The sequence below is a fragment of the Nocardia sp. NPDC006630 genome (genome assembly GCF_040611495.1).
Taxonomy (GTDB): Bacteria; Actinomycetota; Actinomycetes; order Mycobacteriales; family Mycobacteriaceae; genus Nocardia.
In genome coordinates this window covers 126561-151080 of the sequence record NZ_JBEXOK010000012.1, presented here as the reverse complement: position 1 = coordinate 151080, position 24520 = coordinate 126561, and the positions used below count along the sequence as shown (strand labels likewise).

26 protein-coding genes are annotated in these 24520 nt (G+C 67.3%); 3 read left to right on the top strand and 23 right to left on the bottom strand.

Annotation, left to right across the window (positions count from 1 at the left end; translation table 11 throughout):
* Positions 1–59: 59 nt before the first annotated feature.
* The 6 genes from ccsB to hemL all read right to left on the bottom strand — a co-directional run bounded on the left by ccsB (position 60) and on the right by hemL (position 6946).
* Complete coding sequence (ccsB, locus tag ABZX86_RS33130; RefSeq protein WP_355129221.1) at positions 60–1052, bottom strand: c-type cytochrome biogenesis protein CcsB; 993 nt, start codon at positions 1050–1052, stop codon at positions 60–62.
* A complete protein-coding gene (locus ABZX86_RS33125; protein ID WP_355129219.1) occupies positions 1053–2681 on the bottom strand; it encodes a cytochrome c biogenesis protein ResB in 1629 nt (542 codons plus the stop codon).
* Complete coding sequence (locus ABZX86_RS33120) at positions 2681–3499, bottom strand: cytochrome c biogenesis CcdA family protein (RefSeq protein WP_355129381.1); 819 nt, start codon at positions 3497–3499, stop codon at positions 2681–2683. Before ABZX86_RS33120 ends, ABZX86_RS33125 begins: the two co-directional genes overlap by 1 nt.
* Positions 3500–3501: 2 nt before the next feature.
* Positions 3502–4131, bottom strand: a complete 630-nt coding sequence (locus ABZX86_RS33115; RefSeq protein ID WP_355129217.1) for a TlpA disulfide reductase family protein — start codon at positions 4129–4131, stop codon at positions 3502–3504.
* Complete coding sequence (locus tag ABZX86_RS33110; protein ID WP_327146757.1) at positions 4128–4733, bottom strand: histidine phosphatase family protein; 606 nt, start codon at positions 4731–4733, stop codon at positions 4128–4130. Before ABZX86_RS33110 ends, ABZX86_RS33115 begins: the two co-directional genes overlap by 4 nt.
* 875 nt (positions 4734–5608) lie before the next feature.
* Positions 5609–6946 carry a glutamate-1-semialdehyde 2,1-aminomutase gene (gene hemL, locus ABZX86_RS33105; protein ID WP_355129215.1) on the bottom strand — a complete coding sequence of 446 codons (1338 nt, stop codon included), beginning with the start codon at positions 6944–6946 and terminating at the stop codon, positions 5609–5611.
* A 636-nt stretch (positions 6947–7582) separates the two neighbouring features.
* Between hemL and ABZX86_RS33100 the strand changes: the two genes are divergently transcribed.
* On the top strand, positions 7583–7924 hold the full coding sequence (locus ABZX86_RS33100) for a hypothetical protein (protein WP_327142441.1): 342 nt from the start codon (positions 7583–7585) through the stop codon (positions 7922–7924).
* A 198-nt stretch (positions 7925–8122) separates the two neighbouring features.
* Here the strand turns inward: ABZX86_RS33100 and ABZX86_RS33095 are convergent, their stop codons facing one another.
* From ABZX86_RS33095 to hemB, 4 genes are all read right to left on the bottom strand, one after another.
* On the bottom strand, positions 8123–8359 hold the full coding sequence (locus ABZX86_RS33095; RefSeq protein WP_355129213.1) for a hypothetical protein: 237 nt from the start codon (positions 8357–8359) through the stop codon (positions 8123–8125).
* A complete protein-coding gene (locus ABZX86_RS33090) occupies positions 8359–8889 on the bottom strand; it encodes a hypothetical protein (protein ID WP_355129211.1) in 531 nt (176 codons plus the stop codon). Before ABZX86_RS33090 ends, ABZX86_RS33095 begins: the two co-directional genes overlap by 1 nt.
* 313 nt (positions 8890–9202) lie before the next feature.
* Positions 9203–9733: a hypothetical protein gene (locus ABZX86_RS33085; protein ID WP_355129209.1), complete on the bottom strand. Its 531-nt coding sequence runs from the start codon at positions 9731–9733 to the stop codon at positions 9203–9205.
* A complete protein-coding gene (hemB, locus tag ABZX86_RS33080) occupies positions 9726–10703 on the bottom strand; it encodes a porphobilinogen synthase (RefSeq protein WP_355129207.1) in 978 nt (325 codons plus the stop codon). The genes ABZX86_RS33085 and hemB overlap by 8 nt, the downstream gene beginning before the upstream one ends.
* Positions 10704–10884: 181 nt before the next feature.
* On the opposite strand from hemB, the gene ABZX86_RS33075 reads away from it, so the two are divergent.
* Positions 10885–11172 (top strand): hypothetical protein, encoded by a 288-nt coding sequence (locus ABZX86_RS33075; RefSeq protein WP_355129205.1) that lies wholly within the window; start codon positions 10885–10887, stop codon positions 11170–11172.
* A gap of 87 nt (positions 11173–11259) precedes the next feature.
* Here ABZX86_RS33075 and ABZX86_RS33070 read toward each other — a convergent pair whose 3' ends face one another.
* The 6 genes from ABZX86_RS33070 to ABZX86_RS33045 form a co-directional block, all read right to left on the bottom strand.
* Positions 11260–11511 (bottom strand): hypothetical protein, encoded by a 252-nt coding sequence (locus ABZX86_RS33070; protein ID WP_355129203.1) that lies wholly within the window; start codon positions 11509–11511, stop codon positions 11260–11262.
* 156 nt (positions 11512–11667) lie between these two features.
* Positions 11668–13230, bottom strand: a complete 1563-nt coding sequence (locus ABZX86_RS33065) for a bifunctional uroporphyrinogen-III C-methyltransferase/uroporphyrinogen-III synthase (RefSeq protein ID WP_297628664.1) — start codon at positions 13228–13230, stop codon at positions 11668–11670.
* On the bottom strand, positions 13227–14261 hold the full coding sequence (hemC, locus tag ABZX86_RS33060; RefSeq protein ID WP_355129201.1) for a hydroxymethylbilane synthase: 1035 nt from the start codon (positions 14259–14261) through the stop codon (positions 13227–13229). The genes ABZX86_RS33065 and hemC overlap by 4 nt, the downstream gene beginning before the upstream one ends.
* Before the next feature lie 65 nt (positions 14262–14326).
* Positions 14327–15715 carry a glutamyl-tRNA reductase gene (locus ABZX86_RS33055; protein WP_327142447.1) on the bottom strand — a complete coding sequence of 463 codons (1389 nt, stop codon included), beginning with the start codon at positions 15713–15715 and terminating at the stop codon, positions 14327–14329.
* Positions 15712–16557, bottom strand: a complete 846-nt coding sequence (locus ABZX86_RS33050) for a redox-sensing transcriptional repressor Rex (RefSeq protein WP_355129198.1) — start codon at positions 16555–16557, stop codon at positions 15712–15714. Before ABZX86_RS33050 ends, ABZX86_RS33055 begins: the two co-directional genes overlap by 4 nt.
* Positions 16558–16896: 339 nt before the next feature.
* Entirely contained in the window at positions 16897–17157 is a 261-nt protein-coding gene (locus tag ABZX86_RS33045) for a glutaredoxin family protein (RefSeq protein WP_355129196.1), read from the bottom strand.
* Positions 17158–17359: 202 nt separating this feature from the next.
* On the opposite strand from ABZX86_RS33045, the gene ABZX86_RS33040 reads away from it, so the two are divergent.
* Positions 17360–18295, top strand: coding sequence for an HAD-IB family hydrolase (locus ABZX86_RS33040; RefSeq protein WP_327146759.1), 936 nt, complete (start codon positions 17360–17362; stop codon positions 18293–18295).
* Between the two features lie 185 nt (positions 18296–18480).
* Here ABZX86_RS33040 and ABZX86_RS33035 read toward each other — a convergent pair whose 3' ends face one another.
* The 7 genes from ABZX86_RS33035 to ABZX86_RS33005 form a co-directional block, all read right to left on the bottom strand.
* Positions 18481–19494, bottom strand: a complete 1014-nt coding sequence (locus tag ABZX86_RS33035; RefSeq protein WP_355129194.1) for a lysophospholipid acyltransferase family protein — start codon at positions 19492–19494, stop codon at positions 18481–18483.
* Complete coding sequence (locus tag ABZX86_RS33030) at positions 19491–20522, bottom strand: NAD-dependent epimerase/dehydratase family protein (protein WP_355129378.1); 1032 nt, start codon at positions 20520–20522, stop codon at positions 19491–19493. The genes ABZX86_RS33035 and ABZX86_RS33030 overlap by 4 nt, the downstream gene beginning before the upstream one ends.
* 259 nt (positions 20523–20781) lie before the next feature.
* Positions 20782–20883: an AURKAIP1/COX24 domain-containing protein gene (locus tag ABZX86_RS33025; RefSeq protein WP_003402602.1), complete on the bottom strand. Its 102-nt coding sequence runs from the start codon at positions 20881–20883 to the stop codon at positions 20782–20784.
* Positions 20884–21132: 249 nt separating this feature from the next.
* On the bottom strand, positions 21133–21378 hold the full coding sequence (locus ABZX86_RS33020) for a helix-turn-helix domain-containing protein (protein WP_297622623.1): 246 nt from the start codon (positions 21376–21378) through the stop codon (positions 21133–21135).
* Between the two features lie 178 nt (positions 21379–21556).
* Positions 21557–22378, bottom strand: coding sequence for a pyrroline-5-carboxylate reductase (gene proC, locus ABZX86_RS33015; protein ID WP_355129192.1), 822 nt, complete (start codon positions 22376–22378; stop codon positions 21557–21559).
* Positions 22379–22441: 63 nt separating this feature from the next.
* Positions 22442–23338, bottom strand: a complete 897-nt coding sequence (locus ABZX86_RS33010) for a thioesterase family protein (protein WP_355129190.1) — start codon at positions 23336–23338, stop codon at positions 22442–22444.
* A 249-nt stretch (positions 23339–23587) separates the two neighbouring features.
* Complete coding sequence (locus ABZX86_RS33005; RefSeq protein WP_355129188.1) at positions 23588–24520, bottom strand: sugar phosphate isomerase/epimerase; 933 nt, start codon at positions 24518–24520, stop codon at positions 23588–23590.

Below are 24520 nucleotides of genomic sequence, written 5' to 3'. Positions count from 1 at the left end.
GACATGTCTGATCCACCAATGGCGAACGCGCCGAATCGGATCCGCAGAAAGCAGACGGGTTAGTTGAGCCCTGCGTAGCTGTGCAAACCGCTCACCACGATATTGATGATGAACAGGTTGAAGAGCATGGCGGTGAAGCCGGCGATATTGATCCAGGCGGCCTTGGTGTCGCGCCAGCCGGAGGTGGCTCGGGCGTGCAGGTAGGCGGCGTAGAGGACCCAGGCTATGAAGGAGCAGGTTTCCTTGGGGTCCCAGCCCCAGAAGCGGCCCCAGGCGGCCTCGGCCCAGATGGCGCCGAGGATGACGCCGGTGCCGAAGATGGGGAAACCGATGATGGTGGTGCGGTAGGCGAGGCGGTCCAGCATCTGGGCGTCGGGGAGACGGCTGGCGAACTGGCCGAAGATATTGTCGGACTCGTGGCCCGCCGGCTGCCAGAGGCGGTACAGGAACAGCAGACTCGCGACGCCGGAGACCAGGAAGACACCGCTGCCGATGGATACGACGGTCACGTGCACGGGCAGCCAGTACGACTTCAGCGCGGGGACAACGGGTGCGGCGTCGACATGCAGTTTGGTGCCGGCCAGGAACAGCAGGATGAGCACCGGCAGCAGCAGGAACGACCACATGGCGCGGTAGCGCTGATCACGCAGCAGCACCAGGCCGACCAGCAGCGCGGCGGCGCACGCCATGGTGATGAACTCGAACATATTGCCGAGCGGGAAACGGTGAGTCGCGAAGCCGCGCAGGATGATCGACACCACATGCGCGCCGAAGCCGACGAACAGCACGGCAAAAGCCATGTTGCCCAGGCGTTCCGGGAAAGCGCGCTGCGCGCGGTCGGCGGGAACGACCTTGCCGGGCACCTGCCCCGAAGCCACGGGCACCGGATCCGGTGTGCCGCCGCCGACGGTCACCAGCTCCCGGGCCGCGGTGGGCACCGTACGGGTGATGGCGAACTGCCACACCAGCATGATGAAGACCAGCGTATAGATCACGATGGCCGATTTGAACGCGAGATCGCTATAGGAGGCGATGGTCTCGTTGATCGGCATTTACTTCTCTCCCGTGTTCTCGGTCAGCAACCGCTCACGTAATCGGTCGAATTCGCCGCCCCAACCGGCCTGGTCGGTGCGGGCCAATCCGCCCATTTCTACTACGGTACGTCGTTTTCCGTCGTTCTCGGTGCCCGGGTACACCCGGAGCCAGATGCGCCGCCGCTTCACCAGCAGCGAAACGAGCAGACCCGCCATCATGGTCACCGCGCTCACCAGCACCCACTGCTGCGCCGGATCATGCGAGACCTGCAGGTTCACGAATTCCTGCGCGCCGTCGAAGGTCACCTTGGTGCCGTCGGACAGGTTCGAGGACTCACCGGGCTTGAGATTCACCCGCTGCTCCTTGACCAAGCGGCCCTGCTTGATCATCTCCGGATCCAGCGAGAACAACGACTGTGCGCGACCGGTATCCAGCCCGGTATCACCCTTGTAGATATCCACCGCGACCATCGGATCCCGCATGCCCGGATACATGGAGGTCAGCAGCGAACCGTGCAGCAGTGCGGTCGGCGCGAACAGGCCCTGGATGGCGACCTGATGCTTGCGCCGCTCCTCCTCGTTCGGATACATGCCGCCCGGCGGATCGATGCGCAGCACACCCGAGGACAGGAAGGTGGTCCCGTCGTCGGGCTTCCACTGGATCGTCTCGGTACGCGTCTGCCCGTTCGGGAAGGTCACCGTGAAGGTCGGCGCAAAACCGTGGCCCTGCAGGTAAACCCGGTCTCCGGCGACGCGCAGCGGATGATTCACCTGAATGGTGGTGTCGCGCCAGGTGCCGGAGTCCAGATCCTTACCGGTCTGATACTGGATGTTCGAGGTGAACATGGAGGCCTCGCCCGTGGGCAGGTAATCGGCCTTGAAATCCTTGACCCGTATACACATCGGCGCCAATCCGGTGCCATCGTTCACATTGCCCGCACGGAAGGAGTCGAACACCGCGGGCGAGGTGGTGCAGAAACCCGGGCCGTCGTTCGCGATGACAACAACATTGCCCTCGTAGCCGAACAGCTTGCCGATGGCGATGCACGCCAGCAGGCAGACCAGCGCCAGGTGGAAGACCAGATTGCCGGCCTCGCGGGTGTAGCCCTTCTCCGCCGAGAGCGTGATCTCGCCTTCGCGAGTGCCCGGGAGCACCACGGTTCGCCAGCCGCGCAACTCTTTCCGGGCGCGCGCGATGACCTCGTCCGGCGTACCCGCGTCGCTACCGCTGAAGTGGTGCGGCAGTCGCGCGAGATTGCGCGGCGCCTTCACCGGCGGTGTGCGCAGCGCCCGATAGTGATCGAGCACGCGCGGCAGGATGCAGCCCACCAGCGAAACGAACAGCAGCACATAGATCGCCGTGAACCAGAAACTGGAGAACACGTCGAACAGCTGCACCCGGTCCATCCAGTGACCCAGCGTCGGCCGGTTCCCGATATAGGTGTCGACCTTCTGCTTGTTCAGACTGCGTTGCGGCAGTAGCGCACCCGGGATGGCGGCCAGTGCCAGCAGGAACAGCAGCATGAGCGCGGTGCGCATACTGGTGAGCCCGCGCCAGGTATTGCGCAGCAGCGCGAATGCGCGACCGGGCAGCGACTGGCGCGGCGGGCGGGCGGGGGCGGCGGGAGTTTCGATGGTTGTGGTCATCAGATCGGCAGGGTCACATTCGAGACGAAGGCGTCGCGGACCCAGGAGATGAACTGGTCCCACGCTCCGGTCACCAGGGCGATGCCGACGGCAACCAGCAGGATGCCGCCGATCACCTGAATGGTGCGGGAATTGCGGCGCAACCAGCCGACGCCGCGCAGTGCGGTCGCCGAGCCGAACGCCAGGATTACGAAGGGCAGGCCGAGCCCCAGGCAGTAGGCCACGATGAGGGCGACACCGCGGATGGCGGTGGTGCCCTCGGTGCCCGCCGATACGGCCATCACCCCGGACAGGGTGGGGCCCAGGCACGGCGTCCAGCCGAGCGCGAAGACCGCGCCGAGCAGGGGTGCGCCGATGAGACCGCTCAGACGCCGCGGCTCCATGCGGGTATCGCGCTGCAGGGCCGGAATGAGTCCGATGAACGCCAGGCCCATCAGAATGGTGACGCCGCCGCCGATGCACTGCAGCAGTTCACGATTCACGTTCAAGGCCTGGATGGTGCCGAATACCGTGGCCGAGGCGAGCACGAACACCACGGTGAAACCGAGCACGAACAGGCCCGCCGCGCCCGCGACCCGCATGCGGCCGCGATGGCGTTCGGCGACCGCGGTGCGCTGCGCCGATTCGACCGTCACCGGCGGCGCTTCCGCACCGACGACTCCGGCCAGATACGACAGATACCCCGGCACCAGCGGCACCACACACGGGGAGGCGAACGACACCAGACCCGCCAGCACGCATGCACCGAGCGCGAGCAGCAGTGGTCCGGTCGCGGCGGTCTGCTGGAACGAATCCCCCACGCTCGCAAGCACAGTCACGTTCACTGGGCGGTCTCCGCGGCGAGGCGGGTCACGGTGGGCTGCAGGTCATCCGCGAGCAGTGAGCGCAGGAAGACCGCGGCGACACGGTGATTACGGTCGAGCACGATGGTGGTGGGGATGACGCTGGTCGGGAATTTGCCGCCGAGGGCGAGCAGGCTGCGCATCGACGGGTCGTAGATCGACGGGTAGCCGATCTTGTTGTCGGTGACGAAATCCTGGGCCTTGTCCTGCTGGTTGTCGCGGACATTGATACCGAGGAAGGCGACGCCCTTGTCCTTGGTCGCGGTGTAAACCTGTTCCAGCGCAGGCGCTTCCGCGCGGCACGGGCCACACCACTGACCCCAGATATTGATGACGACGACCTTGCCGGGGAAGTCGTCCACCGACGTGGTCTTGCCGGCGGTCATGAGATCCGGGCCCGACAGCTTGCCGATGGTGCCGCGCGCGGACGGCGGATCGTAGCTGATGTCGGTCTTACCGCCGGGCGAGATGAATTCGAAGGTGCCGCCCTGCGCTACCGCGTCCTTACCTGCGGAGCAACCGGCGAGCACCGCCACCAGGGACAGGCTCGCCAGCAGGATCGACGCCGTACGCCGCAGCGATCCAGGCAGGGACGCGGACCCGCTCATGCCCCCGTCACCTTGGGATCCGAAGCCCCCGCGGGTTCGCTGTACACGATGTCGATCAACGTATCACCTTGGTACACAAGGGAAGTGATGGATGCGAGCGAGCACTGGCGATTGCGCGGATCGTGCCAGAGCCGCTGCCCCTGCAGGAAACGGCGCAGCGTCCAGACCGGCAGTTGATGCGATACCAGCACGGCCTCGCGACCGGCGGCCTCGACCCGGGCCTTGTTCGCGGCAGCCAGCATCCGGTGCGCGATCTGCAGGTACGGCTCACCCCACGACGGGGTGAACGGATCCCGCATCTTCCACCAGTGCCGCGGCTTGAACAGCGCGCCGTCACTCATGGACACCCGCAGGCCCTCGAAGGTGTTCCCCGCCTCGATGAGATTGTCATCGGTCCGAATGATCAGCCCGTGATGCGCCGCAATCGGTTCCGCGGTCTCCTGCGCCCGCTGCAGCGGCGAGGCCACCACCAGCGCGATATCGTGATCGGCCAGCGACCGCGCCACGGCCTGCGCCTGCGCCCGCCCCGTCACCGACAACTGGAACCCGGGCAACCGCCCGTACAGAATCCCCTTCGGATTGTGCACCTCACCATGCCGCATGACATGCACGATCGTCTCGACATCGGAAGCCACATCCCCCGGCAGCAGCACCCCGCTCACCTGCGGTGCGGCAGCTGTGCCCGATGCGTCGACACCGGATTCGACCGACTCCGCAGCGACCGCGACCGACTCCGCAGCGACCTCGCCCGACTCGGCCGCACCGGATTCGGTCGCACCCGCATCCGAGTCGCCGCCCTCGGATTCTGCGACAACGGCGGCAAACTCATCGGTATCGGCGGCCTCGGAGGCCGAAGACGCAGCGACCGTAGGTTGATCGACTACACCTGCCACAGCCTCAGCGGGTCCGGCCTCGGTCGAGCCGTCCACAACCGTCGCCGCAGCCCACTGGGCAACAACAGCCGCCAGCTCGGCGGCAGACGCCTCGTTTTCCACGGCATCCACGGCGACCTGCTCGCCCACGACCGGCACGGCTACAGCGTCGGCGGCGACCGCGACAACCGGCGCGGCAGACGCCTCGGTTTCCACGGCATCGACGGCGGCCTGCTCGGCCACGACCGGCACGGCTACAGCGTCGGCGGCGACCGCGACAACCGGCTCGGACGGCGGAGCCACCTCGGCGGCTTGCTTCGCGGCGACGCCGGAGCGCGATGCCCCGGAGGCCTTGGCCCGCGCGGGCTTCGTTGCGGCGGAGCCGGTTTCAGCGGCGGCGGCGGTCTTGCGCTTGCGCGCACGCGGCGCGGCGGCGGAAGTTGCTGCGGGGGTAGGGGTTTCGGCCGGGAGGGAGACGGCGATGTGCTCGCCGGTCTCGGCCAGTTCCTCTTCCGCCCGGCGGATGGAGTCGAGGAGGCGGGCGGCCTCGGCGGGTGAGAGGGGGGCGGGCGCGGGGGCGGGTAGGCCGGTCTCGGGATTGGAGCTCACGCGGCGGATCCTTCGGGGGTGGCGGCGGCCGCGGCGCGCGCGGCGGCAGGGAGGGCGGCGGCGATGCGATCGAATGCGTCCTCGTCGAGTGCCGCGGAAACGAACCAGGCCTCGAAGGCGCTCGGCGGCGCGTACACGCCGGCCTCGAGCAGGGCGTGGAAGAAGGCCGGAAAACGCCAGGTCTCGGCGGCCTTGGCGGCGGCATAGTCGGTGACCGGGGCGTCAGCGAAGAACACGCTCACCATATTGCCCGCGAATTGCACCTGATGCCGGACGCCTTCGGCCGCGAGCGCGTCGGTGAGTAGCGTGCCGAGCCGCTTCGAGTTCCGATCCAGGGCCGCGTAGACCTGATCATCAGCGGCGCGCAGCGTGGCCAGGCCCGCCGCGACTGCCACCGGGTTCCCGGAGAGCGTGCCCGCCTGATAGACCGGGCCCAGCGGAGCCAGGCGATTCATGATGTCGGCGCGGCCGCCGAAGGCCGCCGCGGGCAGGCCGCCGCTCATCACCTTGCCGAAGGTGTAGAGGTCGCCGGCCACGCCTTCGAGGCCGTACCAGCCGGAGGCGCTGACCCGGAATCCGGTCATGACCTCATCCATGATGAGCAGTGCGCCATGGTCTTCGGTGAGCTTGCGCAGCCCGGCGTTGAATCCGGGCAGCGGCGCGACCGCGCCCATATTGCCTGCCGCGGCCTCGGTGATCACGCAGGCGATCTCGCCCGGATGAGCGGCAAAGGCGGCGGCCACGGCTTCGAGATTGTTGTAGGGCAGCACGATGGTGTCGGCCGCCTGCGCGCCGGTGACACCGGGCGAGGTGGGCAGGCCCAGCGTCGCGAGGCCGGAACCGGCGTCGGCGAGCAGCGCATCCACATGCCCGTGATAGCAACCGCTGAATTTGACGATCTTGGAGCGCCCGGTGAATCCGCGGGCCAGCCGGACCGCGCTCATGGTGGCCTCGGTGCCCGAGTTCACCAGGCGCACCCGCTCGACGGGTTCGACCCGGGCCGCAATGGCTTCCGCGAGCAGAATCTCGGCCTCCGTCGGCGCGCCGAAGGACAGGCCACCGGTGGCAGCGCGCTGCACCGCCTCGACAACCTCCGGATGCGCATGCCCGAGAATCATCGGACCCCACGAACACACCAGGTCCACGTACTCGTTGCCATCGGCATCGGTCAGCGTGCACCCGCGCGCGGAAGCCATGAACCGCGGCGTCCCGCCCACCGAATTGAAGGCCCGCACCGGCGAATTCACGCCACCCGGAATGACCGCCGCGGCGCGTTCGAAAAGCTGGGCTGAGACCGGCACCGACGCCTGGCTCACACGCGGAGAAGAACTCACGGCACCCAGTGTCTCAGCCCGCGCAACCTCATCGACGACAGGGTGTAGTGGATGTGCGCCACCCCACCCCGAACCCGCCATCCTCGCACCCCGCCGCCCCTCCCGCATCCGCTGGCCACTCCCCGCCGGAGACCAGCGAACATCCACCGAACCCTCCCCCACCCCAACTCCGGCTCGCAGTGCGACCTCGCCCCCGCCCCCACTCCGGCTCCCGCCTCGACCCGGCCTTCTCACTGGCCCGGCTCGCACTGCGGCCCTGCCTTCGCCGCCGCGCCGGCTCACGCTGCTACTTCGCCCTCTTCACCGGCCCGGCTCGCACTGCGACCCTGCCGTCACCGCAGGTTCGGATCTCATTGCTACCCAGCCGTAGTCGTCGGTTCGGATCTCGGTGCGGTCCCGCATTCGTCGCCACTTGGCGCTGAGCGCTAGTTGGCACCGGCCGCCGAATCCGACTCCCGGGATACGGGAGCGGGGTGGCCGGGGGCGGCAACACGCAGGGTCGTTTGAGTGCGACTTTGATTGCTAGATAGTTGCTGTTGCGTAATCTTTCGAGGTAGGGGCGTCGTCTAGAGAGAGCGGGACGGTATGCGGATTGCGCGGTTCGGTGCGGGATTGGTTGCGGTTTCCGGAGTTGGGGTGGCATTGGTCGCGGGGGCGGGGCAGGCGGCGGCGGGAGCGCCGTTCGCTCAGTTCGATCAGGGGCGGATCGGGGTGTCGCTGTCGCATGATGAGACGGCGGCCGTGGCGGACGGGCCGGTTCCGGCGGTGGTGAGCATGTTCGTGCCACTGAGCCGGATGGGTGCGGGGCTGCAGCCGGACACCTCCATCCGCAAGGACGAGAACGGCGGTGTGCACGCCTCGCTGCGGCAGGTGGTGGCGGAGGCCGCCGACCATCCGGACGGGTCCGTTGTCATGTACTTCAATGCGCCCGGCACCCACGGCGGTCGCGTTATGGACATCTACCAGAACTGGGGCTGACCGACGGGAGTGCCACTAGGACAGCGGCACTCCCAGGCAGAACGCCGCCCAGCCGGTGGAGACCAGGCAATTCAGGGGCGCCGGTAGCAGGTCCTGCCAGGATGTGAGCGTCATGGATTCGATTGTCCGCGTACCCACCAGCGCGAGCCACCGAATGCGGATCCTCGCGCACCCCCAACGGCGTGGCGCGATACAACCTCAGCGCGCGAGCCGGAAAACCCGCGCGACCAGATCGAGCAGTACCAGCCCGGCCGCCGTCATCACCACGGCCGCGCCGGCCAGCCACGGCCCCGAATACCGGGAGGCCGTGTACCCAGGCGCATCTCCCGACGCCGCGAACCAGCCGGTGTGAATTCCCTTGTGCCAGAACCACACTGCCGTAATGACGAGCACCGGCGTGAGCACGAATTCGACGAGCACAGCGAGCCATCGCATTATCGCGCCTCCTCCTCGTCGCTCTCGGCCTGCTCGGTCTTCTTCTCGGTCGCGGCGCCGGACAGCTGTTCCACCGCCGCGGTCAGTTCGGCCCGCAGCGTGTAGTGATCGCGCGCCCACGCCTGCACCAGACTGCCGTCCCGCAATTTCAGCCCGATGCCCTTGCGCCGCCGCGGTACTCCGGTGAGTTCGCCGAGCGCCCGCGCCGACTCCCAGTCCTCATAATCCCAGGACTCGTCGTCAGTTTCCGGCAACACCGCGGCGATGCCGCTCAGCGGCAGTGTTTCGGTACCTTCGCGCAGCGTGTCGGGGGTGAGTTCGATGCTGATGTGGCGCTTGCCCGCGATCACCTGCAACCAGACGAAACCGCCCAGCAGCACTCCGCAGAAGACGAGTCCGAACCAGTGCACCGCACCGCCGCGAATGACCTCCACCACCAGGATCAGCCCACACAGCACGGGACCGTAGGCAATGGTGCGATAGCGCGCACCGGGCTCGGAGAACAGAACGTTCGCAGCGGACTCACTCATAGTGAGAATCTAGCGGGACCGCGATCGGGAGCAAGCGCGCAATAGGTGCGCGAGGATCCGCGCGCGAGATGCACAGCGCTCAGCCGAAAAGACCCGGAATCAACAGCACTGCGAGGGTGAGCAATCCGAACAGGAACAGCAGACTCAACCCCAGCACATCGCGCCGAAGGCTGTGCGGCTGCTGGATCACCACTCGCATCGTTGCCTCCGATTCTCCGGAGCTGAACGCATAACGAGCGGCTTCCGGTTCCCGAACTCTCTGTGACTGCCCTCACCCTACCCGTTAGTACGCTCGTAACAAACTTCACGGTCCTCACCGCGGCCCCGGCCGAAAGAAGAGCTCGGATTCCTTTCGGTAACACAGGAATACGGCCCCACCCGCCAGCACCGCCTGCACGATTCCGGCGCATCCGGCGACCACCGCCGCGGCACCGGGTTTCGCACCCGATCCGATGAGCGTGCCGGCCGCCCCGAGTAGCAGGAATACCGCGAATCCGGTGAGTATGCTGCGCGCCCAGCTCTTTCCGCGCGCCAGCTGGTACACGAACGCGACCGCGATCCCGCTCAGTACCAGCCAGAACACCGCGACGAGCACAAGCAGCACCATGACCCACACCTGTACCTGGGCCAGGGTGACCGGCTGCTGCCCCTGCACCTGGTCGAACATCTGCTGCGCCAGATCCCGCCGCTGCCCGATCGAGGCGATCAGCGAGGCGACCGCCTGCACCACACCGACCGCCAGGGCCAGGTACCAGAGCAGGCCCGCGGTGCGCACATCTTCGGGGACCGGACGCGGAATCACCGGGGGCGGCATCGGATTCACGGCGAGCAGTTGGTCACGCAAGCCAGTGCGACGCTTCGGTAGCCCAGTAGGTGAGCACCATATCGGCGCCCGCCCGCCGGATGCCGAGCAGTGATTCCAGAATGGCGCCGCGGCGGTCGATCCAGCCGTTCTGCGCGGCCGCGGTGATCATCGCGTACTCGCCGGAGATCTGATAGGCCGCGACCGGAACGGTCGAGCGGTCCGCCACATCGCGCAGGATATCGAGATACGACATGGCGGGCTTCACCATGACGATGTCCGCGCCCTCGGTCAGATCCAGTTCCAGCTCGCGGATGGCCTCGCGGCGATTGGCCGGATCCTGCTGGTAGGTACGGCGATCGCCCTCGAGCGAGGAACCCACCGCCTCCCGGAACGGGCCGTAGAAGGCGGAGGCGTACTTGGCGGCGTAGGCGAGGATGCCGGTATCGGTCCGCCCGGCCGCGTCCAGTCCGGCGCGGATGGCGCCGACTTGGCCGTCCATCATGCCGCTGGTGCCGAGCAGGTCGGCGCCGGTGTCGGCCTGTGCGAGCGCCATGTCGACGTAGCGGCGCAGCGTCGCGTCATTGTCGACGGCGCCGTGCTCGTCGAGGACTCCGCAGTGCCCGTGGTCGGTGAATTCGTCGAGGCAGGTGTCGGCCATGACGACCGTGGAGCCGCCGACCTCCTGCACGAGAGCCCGCAGCCCGCGATTGAGAATGCCGTCCGGATCACTGGCCTGACTGCCGGTCGCGTCCTTGTCCGCACTGCGCGGCACCCCGAACAGCATGAGCCCGCCGACGCCGGCGGTGACGGCTTCGACGGCCGCCTTGCGCAGCGAATCCATCGAATGCTGGTAAACGCCTGGCATGGAAGAGATTTCGCGCGGTTCGTCGAGCCCGTCGGCGACGAACATGGGGAGGATCAATTGCCGTGGCTGCAGGGTGGTTTCGGCCACCAGACGGCGTAGCGCAGGGGTACGGCGCAACCGCCGCGGGCGGTCCATTCCGGTCATAGTCGCATGATATGCCCGCGTCGCGGAGGCCTCGCGGGGGCCTGTATATGTCGGTGTCCCCGAGTAGAATCGAAGATGTGTTCGAAGAGTTCGCGGCGAGATTCGTTCGCCCCGAACCCTGATCGCGACGGGAGGATTGGTCGTGCTCGCAGCCGTACCAAATATGGCCGGTAAGAAAAACATGTCCGACAAGACCGGTGTGCCCAAGAGGGGGGACATCATCGATCACGCTTGGACGCCTTTGGCCAAGCAGCCACTTCCCGCGGGCCGTCCGCGCTCGTGGTACATCTCGCACAATCGGCGGCTCAAGGCCATGCGCCTGGCCATCGCACTGCTGGACTCCGGCTCCTTCAGCCCCGATGAGGCCACGAACGAAAGAATCAGGGACACAGCCGAATTCGTCGGCCTGCACTGGCCCTCGGATGCGACGTGCCGCATGGTCCGCCGCATGATGCAGGCCCAGCGCTGAGGTATCCCCCGCACCGATGACGAAGGCCCCTCGCCGAGTGCGAGGGGCCTTCGTTATCGAACGCCGTTCGTGGGTTCGGTGAAGCAGTTACTGCAGGCAGCCGTTGCCGGTGGTGCCCGGCGTACCCGAACCGGTGGTCAGGCACTTCAGCAGGAAGGCCAGGGGGTTCGAAATCCCGCTGCCGCTGGTGCTGCCCGAGTCGGTGCCGGCCGCAATCGGTGCGACCTGTGCGGACACCGGCGCCACCCCACCGGCCGCCGCCGAGGCCGCCGCCGGCGACAGCACCACAGCGAGGGACATTCCGGTCATCACAAGCAAGCCAGCCGCCGTGCGCTTCATGGGCGTTCACCTTTCGAAGATCGAATACCCGGGGAACTCTATTGACCGGCAAGCGATTTGAAACGACCGCATTTCCATGGGCAGCGGCTTCCACACACAACTGAACGGGCCCCGCATCATTGGATGCGGGGCCCGTTCGGGTGGAATGCGACAGCCTCAGCGGCTGCGGCGGCTCTTCTTGCGGGGCGGGGGCAGCAGGCCCTCGGCGCGCAGGTGGGCGGCGTGCTCGGCGAGGGATTCGACGAGGGGGCCGACCTGGGCGATTTCGGGCTGCACGTCGACGCGCAGGCCGAATTCGATGGCTGTTTCGGCGGTTTTCGGGCCGATGCAGGCAACGATGGTGCGGGCGTGCGGTTTACCGGCGATGCCTACCAGGTTCCGGACGGTGGAGGACGAGGTGAACAGCACCGCGTCGAAACCGCCGGTCTTGATCATTTCGCGGGTCTCCGCCGGGGGCGGGGACGCACGCACGGTGCGGTACGCGGTGACATCGTCGATCTCCCAGCCGCGGTCGCGCAGACCCTCGGCCAGCGTTTCGGTGGCGATATCGGCGCGCGGCAGCAGCACCCGGTTCACCGGATCGAAAACGTCGTCATAGGGCGGGAAGTCGGCAAGCAGGCCCTCGGAGGACTGCTCACCGCTGGGGATCAGCTCCGGATTGATGCCGAACGAGCGCACCTTCTCCGCGGTGGCCTCGCCCACGCAGGCGATCTTCACACCGGAGAAAGCCCGTGCGTCCAAACCGAATTCGCCGAACTTCTCCCACACCGCGCGCACCGCGTTGGTGGAGGTGAACACCACCCACTGGTAGCGGCCGTCGACCAGACCCTTGACCGCGCGCTCCATCTGCGCGGGGCTGCGCGGCGGCTCGACGGCGATGGTCGGGACCTCCATGGGGATGGCGCCGTGCATGACGAGCTTCTCGCTCATCTCGCCGGCCTGCTCCTTGGTCCGCGGCACCAGGACGGTCCAGCCGTACAGGGCCCGCGACTCCCACCACGAGGTCTTGGCGCGCTTCTCGACCTCCTTACCGACGGTGACCACCAGCGGGCCGACCATCTCCGAGGCCGCGTTGTTCAGAGTCGCCAGCGTGGCATCGATCGTGCGCTGCTGACGCGTGGTGCCGCGCACCGTCACCGCGACCGGAGTCTGCGGCGCCATACCGTGTTCCACCAGCGCGCTGGCGGTCTCGGCCAGATGACCGGAGGTGGCGTGCAGCACCAGCGGGCCCGGCGCGGCCGCGACGGCCGCCCAGTCCACCTCACCGCGCACATCGACCTCGGTGTGGCTCGAGCCCAGTTCGATACCGGCGTAGGCGGGCACCGTGGTTCCGGCCGACAGACCCGGTAGCACCTCGAACATCAGGTGCGAACGGGTGACGGCGTTGACCTCCTGGATCACCGAATCGGTGGTCAGCGGGTCACCGGAGACCAGGCGCACCACGTCGAAGCCGTTGCGGGCCTCCGCGATCAGCGTCTTGGCCACCTCGGCCGGGTCGCCCAGCGCGGGACGCACATCGACGGGAAGCTCCCCGTCGGGGCCCGGCTCGGCGGCGCTGCCGATGAGGGCGAGCACGCCCTTGTCGACATCGGGATCTGTGAACGCCAACTCGGCACGCGCGATGACCTCACGCGCACGCACCGTCAACAGCGCCGGATCGCCCGGTCCTGACCCAACGAAAAGGATCCGGCCGGGGTGCTTCTTCGTCGCTCGGCTCATCGAATATTCTCCATTGGGCTGGGATTGCTGTTGTCGGATGGCTCGGCCCCCGGGTTCGCATCTCCGGGGTCACTGAGCAGGTCGCGCGCCCCCAGCTCCAAGAGCTCACGCGCCAGTGCCCGGCCCAGCTCCGCGGCATCCGCGAGCGAGCCGACCACAGAGGCCCGGATGGTGTCCGAGCCGTCGATCGCCGCCACGCAACCACGCAGCGACAGTTCGTCTATCACTCTGCCGTCATCGTCGAGAGATTCGACGACCTCGGCCAGCGCGCCGATCGGGGCGGTGCAACCCGCCTCCAGTTCGGCCAGCAGCGCCCGCTCGGCGGTGATCGCGGCACGGGTGCCGGCATCGTCGAGAGCGGACAGGATGGTGACGAGTTCGGTGTCCTCGCTGCGGCATTCGACCGCCAGCGCACCCTGCGCGGGAGCGGGCAGCATCTGCACCGGCTCCAGCGATTCGGTGATGGCGTCCAGGCGGCCGATGCGGGCCAGCCCGGCCCGGGCCACCACGACGGCATCGAGTTCACCATTGGCGACTTTGCCGATGCGGGTGTCGAGATTGCCGCGCAGCGGCACGATTTCGACCCCGAGGCCCAGGGCCAGCAGCTGCGAGGCACGACGCGGCGCGGAGGTTCCGATGCGGGAGCCGGCGGGCAGCTCGCCCAGCACCAGACCGTCACGAGCCACCAGCGCATCGCGCGGATCTGCACGCGGCGGAATGGCCGCGATATCGAAGCGCGGATCCTGCGCGGTCGGCAGATCCTTGTACGAGTGCACCGCGATATCGACTGTGCCCGCGGCCAATTCGTCACGCAGCGCGGCGGTGAAAACACCGACGCCGATGGTCTGCACCGGCGCGGAGGACTTGTCACCGGCGGTCTTCACGATCACCAGTTCGGCCTGCTGCCCGGCGCCGATCAGTGCGTCGCGCACATGCCCGGCCTGGGTCAGGGCCAGCAGACTGCCGCGGGTACCGATCCGCCACGGGGCGTCGACTGTTCCACGTGCTGTGCTGCGCACTGCTTCGTGCACTGCAGCGGTACCTGTTTCGGGCACGGCTTCCCGCCCTGTCTGTGTGTCCTGCACCATCGCTCCGGTCATGCGGTCAGCCCCTGTTCGTCCCCCGAATGGGCGGCGGTGAAATCGTCGGCCAGCTGACCGGCCGGCGCGGAGATCTCCATCGGCGCCGCAACCGCCTGCGCCGCACCGGGTTTCAGTTCGAACAGCTCCCGGAGCGCCTCCGCATAACTGTCACCGCCGGGCGTGGACGCCAACTGCTTGACCCGCACCGTCGGCGCGTGCAGCAGCTTGTCCACCACGCGGCGCACGGTGCGAGCGACCTCTTCGCGGTGCGCGGCGTCCAGCTCGGGTAGTCGCGAATCCAGGCGCAGCAGCTCGCCCTCGACCACATCGGCGGCCATCTGCCGCAGCGCGGCGACGGTCGGGGTGACCTCGGCCATGCGCTGTCCGGCAAGGTATTTGGTGAGTTCCTCGGCGACGATGGTGCGCGCCGCGGCGGTGTCGTCGGCGGCCGCGCCTGCCGACGGATCCCGCTGCAGGGTCTCCATATCGATGACCGTCACACCGGGCAGTCCGGCCACCGCATGATCCACATCGCGCGGCAGGCCCAGATCGCAGATGACCAGCTGCGCGGTCGAATCGGCGGCGGAGAGCGCATTGTGCACATCGGCGATGCTCACCACGGTGCCCACCGCGCCGGTACAGGTGACCACCACTTCGGCCACGGCCATGGCCTCGACCAGCTGCTCGATATCCATCGCCGTGGCGGCGACGCCGTGCATGGTGGTGGCCGTATTGGCAAGCCGCTGCGCACGTTCCAGCGTCCGGTTCACCACGATGATGCGCGCGACCCCGGCCCGCGCCAGCTGCGCCACCGCGAGCCCGCCCATGGCGCCCGCGCCCAGCACCAGCGCCGTGCGCCCGGTCAGCGGACCCAGCACCAGCCGGGCCCGATCCAGCGCCACCGACACCACGGAGGCGCCCGCCCGGTCGATCCCGGTCTCGGAGTGCACCCGCTTGCCCACACGCAGCGAATGCTGCGCCAGCTCGTGCAGGGTGCGCCCGGAGGCCTGCTGCGAATCGGAGGCCGCATAGGCGGCGCGGATCTGGCTGAGCACCTGCTGCTCGCCGATCACCATCGAATCCAGGCCGGAGGCCACGGCGAACAGATGCTCGGCCGCGGCTTCGGCGTAGCGCACGTACGCGTATTTGGTGAGCTCGGGCAGCGGCAGCCCGGAGTGCTTGGTCAGCAGTTCGCTGATCTCGCCCAGTGCGGGGTGGAAGGCGTCGACCACGGCGTAGATCTCGACGCGATTGCAGGTGGAGACGATCATCGCTTCGGAGACATGGCTGGAGGCCAGCATCTTCTCGGTCAGCTTGGGCCGATCGTGCTCGGTGATCGCGATCTTCTCGAGCACCGCAACTGGAGCGCTGCGATGCGAGATCCCGACGAGAAGCACACTCATGGCTGGACCACCGCTCCCTTGCTGGCTGTCTCAGTGCCGCCCGACGGCCGCGCTGCCGCATGTGAAGTCGTTATCGGCGTGCAGTTCATCGCCGCGGCCGTATTCCGGGGCGCCGAGCGCACACCCACCGGACCCGCGGCGGCCGCGCGCACCGTCTCCCCGGCGGCCTCCGCATTGCGGGCCAGCTCGAAGGACAGCAACTGCATCTCCACCGCGAGATCCACGCGCCGCACCTCTACGTGCGGCGGCGCGTCCAGCGCGACGGGCGAAAAGCTGAGAATGCACAGCACCCCGGCGGCGACCAGCAGATCGCAGACTGCCTGGGCATGAGCATCGGGCGTGGTGATGACCGCGATGGTCGGCGCCAGTTCGGCCACCGCACCGGTCAATTCGGCCACATCGCGCACCGGCAGACCGCAGACCGGCGTACCGATCAGCGCCGGATCATTGTCGAAGAGGCCGACCATGGCGAACCCGCGGCGGCGGAATCCGCCGTAGCCGACCAGGGCCCGGCCCAGATTGCCCGCGCCCACCAGCACCACCCGATGCCCCTCGGAGAGTCCGAGCACATCCTCGATGCGGTCGCGAAGCTTGATCACGTCATATCCGACACCGCGGACACCGTTGGGTCCGAGGAAGGAAAGATCCTTGCGCAACTTGGCGGAACCGACACCCGCCGCGACAGCCAGTTCCTCACTCGATACGATGGCAACAGCATCGTCGGCGAGAACGGCGAGCACCCGGAGATAAGTGGCCAGACGCGCCACTGTGGCCTGCGGGATGTCCTTCTGCAGAGCCTTGCCGGAGACACCACTCTGCGGCGTCTCATGCTGCTCCGTCACGTCGCTTGCGCTCCTCGTCCGGCCGGGGGTGAGTGTCCGGGTGCTTTTGTCGACCCGACGCCGGGGACCGTCACGTGGCGGCCGAGCAGGCAAGGTCGAGTCATAGGTTCGGGGTCGCTTCCGCTGAAGAGCGGGTTGCGTGCCACCACCGTAACCGCTTGTGAAGCCCTGCACAAAGTCGGTGAATTCAGTCACTTTGCGGGGGGCCTCCTGCCCCGGGATCATTCAACCCTGCGCACGGGGAACCCGCTACGCAACGCGCCGGGAATCGAACAGTCGAACACCCGGTTACGGGGTGGCGTCGGGCCGGTGGGGGGCCGAACCGGACGACCCGCTGTTTCACCGGCTCAGGTCGGCGCGTAAGCGCGCCTCGTCCACATCGAAATAGCTGTGCTCACGACCGTTGAGCAGCACCACCGGCAGCCGATCACCGTATTCGGCGCGCAGGGCCGGATCGGTGGCCGCGGCCTCGTCCACATCCACGGTCTCGACCTCGATGCCGAAATCGGCGCAGATCGGCCGCAATTGCTCCAGCGCGACCGTGCAGAGTCCGCAGCCATTGCGGGTCAGCAGGGTCACCGAGGGGGTGGAATCGTTCATGAAACTCATTCAACACCCCCGTCATGTCAGTCAGCGTCTACGTCACCGTCACCCCTGGGCGTTACTGTGGACGTGTTCGCGCTAACAGGCGGAGGTACTGGTGCCGGAACGATCGAAAGAGGCCGGACAGGGTTCGAAGGACTCGCGGTCGGGCTTGATCGCGGGCAGATTCGGTGAATTCGCGCCCCGCTGGGGACAGGGTCTGCAGGACCAGTTCACCCGAATCACGCGCAGCCCGTTCGGTCCCAGCGATGAAGAGGTGCGCGCCAATCTGGCGGGCGAGGCCAGCGCCGATGCCGCGCTCGCCCTGCACGACGCCGAACTCGCACTGTACGACGAGCCGAGACCCGCGATTCCGCGTGATCTCACCGCCGCCGCGTTCTTCGATGTGGACAACACCATGGTGCAGGGTGCGTCCATCGTGCATTTCGCGCGCGGACTGGCAGCGCGCAAATACTTCAAGACCTCCGATCTGGTCGATATCGCCTGGAAACAGGTGAAATTCCGGGTCACCGGCAAAGAGAACAGCGCCGATATGAGCAGCGGTAAGGAGCGCGCCCTCGAGTTCATCGCCGGCCGCCCCACCGCCGAATTGGCGGCGCTCGGCGAGGAGATCTACGACGAGATCATCGCCGACAAGATCTGGCCGGGCACCCGGGCGCTCGCACAGATGCATCTCGATGCCGGACAACAGGTTTGGCTGGTCACCGCGACACCGGTGGAACTGGCGCAGGTCATCGCCAAGCGGCTGGGCCTCACCGGCGCGCTGGGCACCGTCGCGGAAAGCCATGACGGCGTATTCACCGGCCGCCTGGTCGGCGACATCCTGCACGGGCTGGGCAAGGCGCATGCGGTCCGCACCCTCGCCATTCGTGAGGGGCTGAACCTCAAACGCTGTACCGCCTACTCCGACAGCCACAATGACGTGCCCATGCTCTCGCTGGTCGGCACGGCGGTGGCCATCAATCCCGATGCGGACCTGCGCGAGGTCGCCAAGAACCGCGGCTGGGAGATCCGGGACTTCCGCACCGGCCGCAAAGCCGCGAAAGTCGGTGTGCCGACGGCACTTGCGCTAGGCGCGGCCGGCGGCGCTGCGGCCGCGGTGCTGAGCCGCAAACGAGAAGCCAAAGCGAGCTGACCCGCCTCTCCGCGAATTCAAGCCCAACTCAGGCGGGCAACGGTTGCGTCGGCCGCCGGCGGTGAGGTGGGGGGCAAGTCAGCTCGTACCCGGCGAGTTACCCCGATCGACACGAAATCAGTTGTCGCCCCGGCGAACGACTGCCTGCTTCACCAGGCCGTCGGTCGCCGGGAGACAGTACAGCTCTAGCCGGTAAAAGGATTCCGGCGCTTTGTCAGCAGCTTGTAGAGCGTGCCCTGAATGGTTTCGCGGACCTGGTCGGTGATCTCGAACATGGTCATCGGATCGTCGGCGGCCTCGGGCTCGTATTCGCCCGTCGGAATCGGCTCTCCGAATTCGATGTACCACTTCGACGGGAACGGAATAGCGCCCAGCGGGCCCAGATGCGGGAACGTCGGCGTCACCGGGAAATACGGCATGCCGAGCAGGCGCGCGAGCGGCTCGAGATTGCCGATCTTCGGGTAGATCTCCTCCGAACCGACGATCGAGACCGGAATGATCGGCACCCCGGTGCGCACCGCCGCCGCCACGAAACCGCCACGGCCGAAACGCTGCAGCTTGTAGCGGTCACCGAACGGCTTGCCGATGCCCTTGTAGCCCTCCGGGAACACGCCCGCGACTTCCCCTGCGCGCAACAGCCTTTCGGCGTCGGCGGGGCAGGCCAGGGTATGGCCGGCCTTGCGGGCGAGACCGCCCACCACCGGCGTCTCGAAAATGAGGTCCGCGGCCAGCAGGCGCAGCATCCGCTGCTTGGGATGGCGATCGTGCACGGCCAGCTGCAGCATCAGCCCATCGATCGGCACCGTGCCCGCGTGATTGGCCACGAGCAGTGCGCCGCCCGCCTCCGGAATGTTCTCGATACCGCTGACCTCCACCCGGAACCACAGGTCCGAGAGCGGGCGCAGCATCGGCAGGATCACCGATTCCAGCAGATGTTCGTCCAGGCCGAATTCGTCGACCTGATAGTCGCCGGTCAGGCGGCGCCTGGCGAAATCCGCGGTGCGGCCGACCCCCTCGACCACCGCCCCCCGGATCATCTCGCTCAGCGACTTCGGCTGCCGGGACTCTACTTCGGCGAGGCGATCGGTCAACGAGGTCACCGGCTTCAGCGCCGGCTCCCCCGGCCAGACCCGCGACGGCCGATGCCGTGCCTCGATATCCACGTCGTGAAGACGAATCACCTTCGCTACATCACTCATTGGTGTGCTCCCGTCCCAGCCCCGAGCAGGCCGAGAAGTTTGTTCTCTGCGGCGTCGATCCAGCGAGGATCGATGACGGGCCGCAACGCTGCGCCCCCTATGAAGTCGTCGAATGCCTGCACCGTGGTCCAGCGCGGCTGAAAACCCAGTTCGGTGCGCATCCTGGTGGTGTCCAGACCGCAACCGAAATGGAAATAGTCGATTTGTTCGGCGGTGAACTCCCGCATCACCGGACCCATCAGGGTGCGGCCGACAGTGCGGAACACGTTGTACGGCACCGGCATTTCGATCCGGCCTGCCCGGCGGATCGCCTGCGACAATGCCATCGCGCCGTCACCCGCTACGTTGAAGGTACCCCCTGGCGCCGCGATCGCGGCGTGTGTGAGGGAGGCAATCGCATCTTCCTCGTGCAGCAGTTGCATTCGCGGATCACGCCCCAAGATCGTCGGGGTGACCGGCGAACGGAAATACTGCACACCGCGATTCGCCAACTGCGGTCCCACAATCGGCGGAAAACGCAATATCGCGGTGCAGATATCGGGACGGCGCCGGGCCAGGCCGCGCACGAATCCCTCCACCTCGATCATGTCGCGGGCGAACCAGCCACGCGGCGGCGTACGCGCGGACATTTCCTCGGTGAATTTCACCGGATCCTTGGCGCTGCACCCGTATACGGCGGAGGAGGAACGCACCACCACGCGGCGCACGCTGGAAGCCTTGCGGCACACCGCGAACAACTGCATGGCGCCCAGCACGTTCATATCCTTCATCGCCGCCCGGCCCCCACCGGCCGGCGGGCGCGACAATGCCGCGGGATGAACTACGGTGTCCACTTCATTGCCGTCGATAACTTTGCGTATCAACGGATTTCGAATATCGGCGCGCACGAATTCGGCTCGGCCCATACGGCGCAGCAACTCCGGACTCGGTTGCTTGGCATCCACCGCGATGATCCGTTCGATGGCAGGATCGGCTGCCAGCCTGGCCACTACATTGCCGCCGAAGAAACGGCTCGCGCCGGTCACCATCACGATCTTGGGCGCCGAACCGTCCCGGGCGCCTGAACCTGCCGCTCCGGATCCCACTCGCAAGCCCCCATTTCTGTTATTCCCGCGTCCCAGGGTAACCGGCGGACCAGTGCTCCCCGAAGGGTATTAACCAGGATCTAACGATGAGTTCTGTCACCCGTGACAAACAGAAAGCCCGCCACCGAAGGTGACGGGCTTCCAGCTACGACGCAGCGGCCAGGCTTGCCCCAACAGTATTGGGAGGGCCTCTAGCCAGCGATCACTTGCCGAGTTTCCTGCGCTGAACGCGCGTACGGCGAAGCAGCTTGCGGTGCTTCTTCTTCGACATGCGCTTGCGGCGCTTCTTGATCACAGAACCCATAGGGTTGTTCCTCGCGTTCTCTCGGGTCATCCCCGCCTTCGCGGGGAGCACACTTTCAACCCTGCACAGTCCTACCCGGTTCGGGCCGACGTGGGCCCGGCTGCACCACCGGCCCGTACAGGATGCCGGTTCATGCTACCGGGCCACCGGCGAGCGAACGAAACGGGTGCGCCCTGAATCGGGCTGCCCCGCTCGCACGCTGCGTCGAACCCTCGTGAAGCGCGGCCATCTCGGCGGCCGCTGCGGGCGTCACCCCGCGTCGAAGTAGGACGTCTCCAGGTAGTCGTGCACGGCTTTAGCGTGCACCCGGAACGAACGACCCACCCGCACTGCGGGCAGCTCTCCGGAATGCACCAACCGGTACACCGTCATTTTGGATACCCGCATCAGATTCGCCACCTCGGCGACGGTAAGGAACTGAGTTCCACCGCCGAGAACATTTCCGACTGCGCTGACTGGGGTGTTTGCGGACCTCGCTTGACTGTTTCCAGACATCATTGCGCCACTGACCTCCGGCACGCCCGCGCCGCCGGCTTCCCCACCGGCGGAACAGACACGCACGTGCTCCTTGAAGCTTAGCGGGACCAGTGGTGTTGCTGCGACGGGTGTGAGAAATCAGCCTTTGCTGTGGCGAGTCGTAGCCCAGCAGCAAACAAGCTACTGGCGAGTCAGCCTATTCGGCGGTCCCGGCCAGCTCGACAGAACGACGTTTAGCGGCGTTCAGCGCCTCGTGGAAAGCCGAGCGCACCGCACCCCGCTCCAGTTCCCGCAATGCCGCCGCCGTGGTCCCGGCGGGCGAGGTGACGCCCCCGCGCAACTCCGCGGCACTCTGGCCCGACTCCTCCAGCAGCGCGGCCGAACCGAGCATGGTCTGCACCACCAGGGTGGTGGCCACATCGCGGGTCAGGCCCAGGCCGACGGCCGCGTCGACCATGGCCTCGACCACGAGGAAGAAATACGCCGGGCCCGAACCGGATACGGCGGTCACCGCGTCCATCTGCGATTCGGGGACGGTCACCACCTTGCCGACCGACTCCAGCATCTCCGAGACCAGGGCCAGCTGCTCCTTGCGGGCGTAGCGGCCGGGGGCGATGGCGCTCATGCCCTGGCCCACCAGCATCGGGGTGTTCGACATGACCCGCACCACCGGGAAACCCGCGGGCAGCTTCACCTCGATGCGGCCGGTCGGCACGCCCGCGGCCAGCGAGACCACTACGGCCTCCTGCTCCTGCTCACCGAGCTCGGCCTTGGCCAGCTCCAGGACCACACCGTCGACATCCTGCGGCTTCACGGCGATCACGATCAGATCGGCGCCCGCGGCGGCCTCGGCCACCACCTCGGTAACCCGGACCCCGAAACGCTGCGCCAGCAACTCTCCGCGAGCCGGCACCGGCTCGACCACCACCAGATCCTTGCTCGCCCGTCCGGATTCGAGGAGCCCGGCGATCAGCGCCTCCCCGATCCGGCCTCCACCGATCACCGCAATCCTCGTCATGGATTCCAAGGTTAATGGTTGAAGGACACAACGCCGCCGCCGCATATGCGGCAAATGCGACGACTACCGCGGCTGCGGGATCAGCGCGAGCTGGCGACTCTGGGCGACGACGGCTCCGGTGGAGTCGATGACCATTTGATCTTCGTCGAACATGCGGCCGCCAACTTCGCGGCTGTGCGCGATGACGCGCAGCCAGCCCGGGGCCGGGCGGCGGCGCAGGTAGGTGGTGAGCTGAACCGTTGGGGCCCAGCCGAATTGGCCGAGGTTCATCGGGACGGGCGGGGACATGTCGGCGGCCATCATGGCGAAGAAGGTGGCGACGTCCGGATCCTGCTCATCACCGTCGAGGGGGCGAATCCACAGGCGCAGACGGGGTTCCGCGGTTTCACCGGCGAGGAAGCGGGCCCACTTCGGGTCGATGGCGACCGAAGAGCCCTGTGCCACATGGACCATCTTGCCCATCGGGTTCCGCTCGTCGTAGGCGAGCGCGTCGGCCGACGGCTCGGCGGACATGTCCTGCGCGTGGTCGGCGGCATAGGCCGGTGCGGTGTCGTCGAGGTGCCCGAACGTGAAAGCGGTGTGCACCAGAACGCGACCGCCCTGGATCAGACTGGCGTCGATCAGACAGATCTGACGGCCGATCTTGCGGGTGCGGACCTCGTACTCGACCTCGCCCGGATCCGGGGCGCCGAGGAAGTCGGAACTGGCGGCGATCGGGAACATATCCGCGCGCTCGGGGGCGGTCCGGCGCAGCCATTCGAGAGCGGCCGCGGCGCTGCCGGCGACCATGGTGCCGCCGTGCAGCTTGGTGCCGATGGTCCAGATGCGGTCGATGACACCGTGGTAGCGGCCGATGCCCGGATCGCCCGAGGGCAGTTCGGTCAGCGCGCAGACGCGGCTGAAGGGCGCGTCTGCGGGGCTGCTCGCCCACTCACGTTCGACGGTCAACTCCGTTGTCATCCGATCCGCCTCCCCGAACTTCAGCGCCCGACCGAGTGCCGTGCGCCGTTCTGCACGCGTACCGGCGGTTGGGTGCCGAACCTATTTCGGACGTACCCCGGGAGTTACCCCGAACCTCACGAAATCAGTTGCCGACTTCCGAGACGCTGCTGGTCGCTAGATTTTGTATAGCGTACAAGCGACCGACCGGCGAAAAAATGCCCGGTGGCATGGATCACCCCCGGCGGGTGCAGACGCCTCTGGGGCGGGTCAGCGCGTGCTGACGCCGGTCGGCGCGGGTTCCGGAACCGGCGGGGTGACGCCGTTGAGGTGGGTGCGGGCGAAGGTGAGGGCGCGGTCGAGCATGGCGGCGCGGTCCATGGTGGTGCGGGCCGTCTGGGTATTGACCTCGATCACCGCCTGACCCTGAAAACCGTTGCCGACCAACATTTCACACAGTTCGGCGACCGGCTGGGTGCCCTCGCCGGGGATGAGGTGCTCATCGGTGGCGGCGCCGCGGCCGTCGGCGAGATGCAGGTGGGTGAGCCCGGATCCCATGCGGCGGGCCAGCATCAGCGCATCCGTGCCCGCCGTCGCGGTGTGCGAGGTGTCGAGCGTGTAGTGCCGGTAGCCCGTATCGGTCGGATCGAAGGACGGGCTGAAGGTGGTGATGGACGGTCCGGGACCGCCGCGGCGCTCCAATCGGCGAATGGAATTGCCGCTGCGGCCGAAGAGCGTGTCCACCCGCATGGGGAACATATTCTCCACCGCCACCGAAACCGGACTGTCGTTTTCCAATTCGGCCACCTGCTCGGCGAAACCGTCGGCATAGCGGCGCTGCCACCGGAACGGCGGATGCACCACCACGGTGGCCGCGCCGAGCGCCTCGGCGGTGTGCACGCTGCGGGTGAGCTTCGCGACGGGGTCCGACCCCCAGACCCGTTGCGAGATCAGCAGACACGGCGCATGAATGGCCAGCACCGGTATGTCGTATTTGTGCATGAAGGATTGCACGATGGAGATGCTCTGGCTGGCCGGTTCGGCCCACACCATCAATTCCACACCGTCGTAACCCAACTCGGCCGCATAGCGGAAAGCGGCCTCGGTGTTCTCCGGATACACGGACGCGGTGGAAAGCCCGACTCGGACTTCCCTTCGCCCGACTCGATTTTCGATGTTCGCCCCCTGCGCGATATTCCCCAC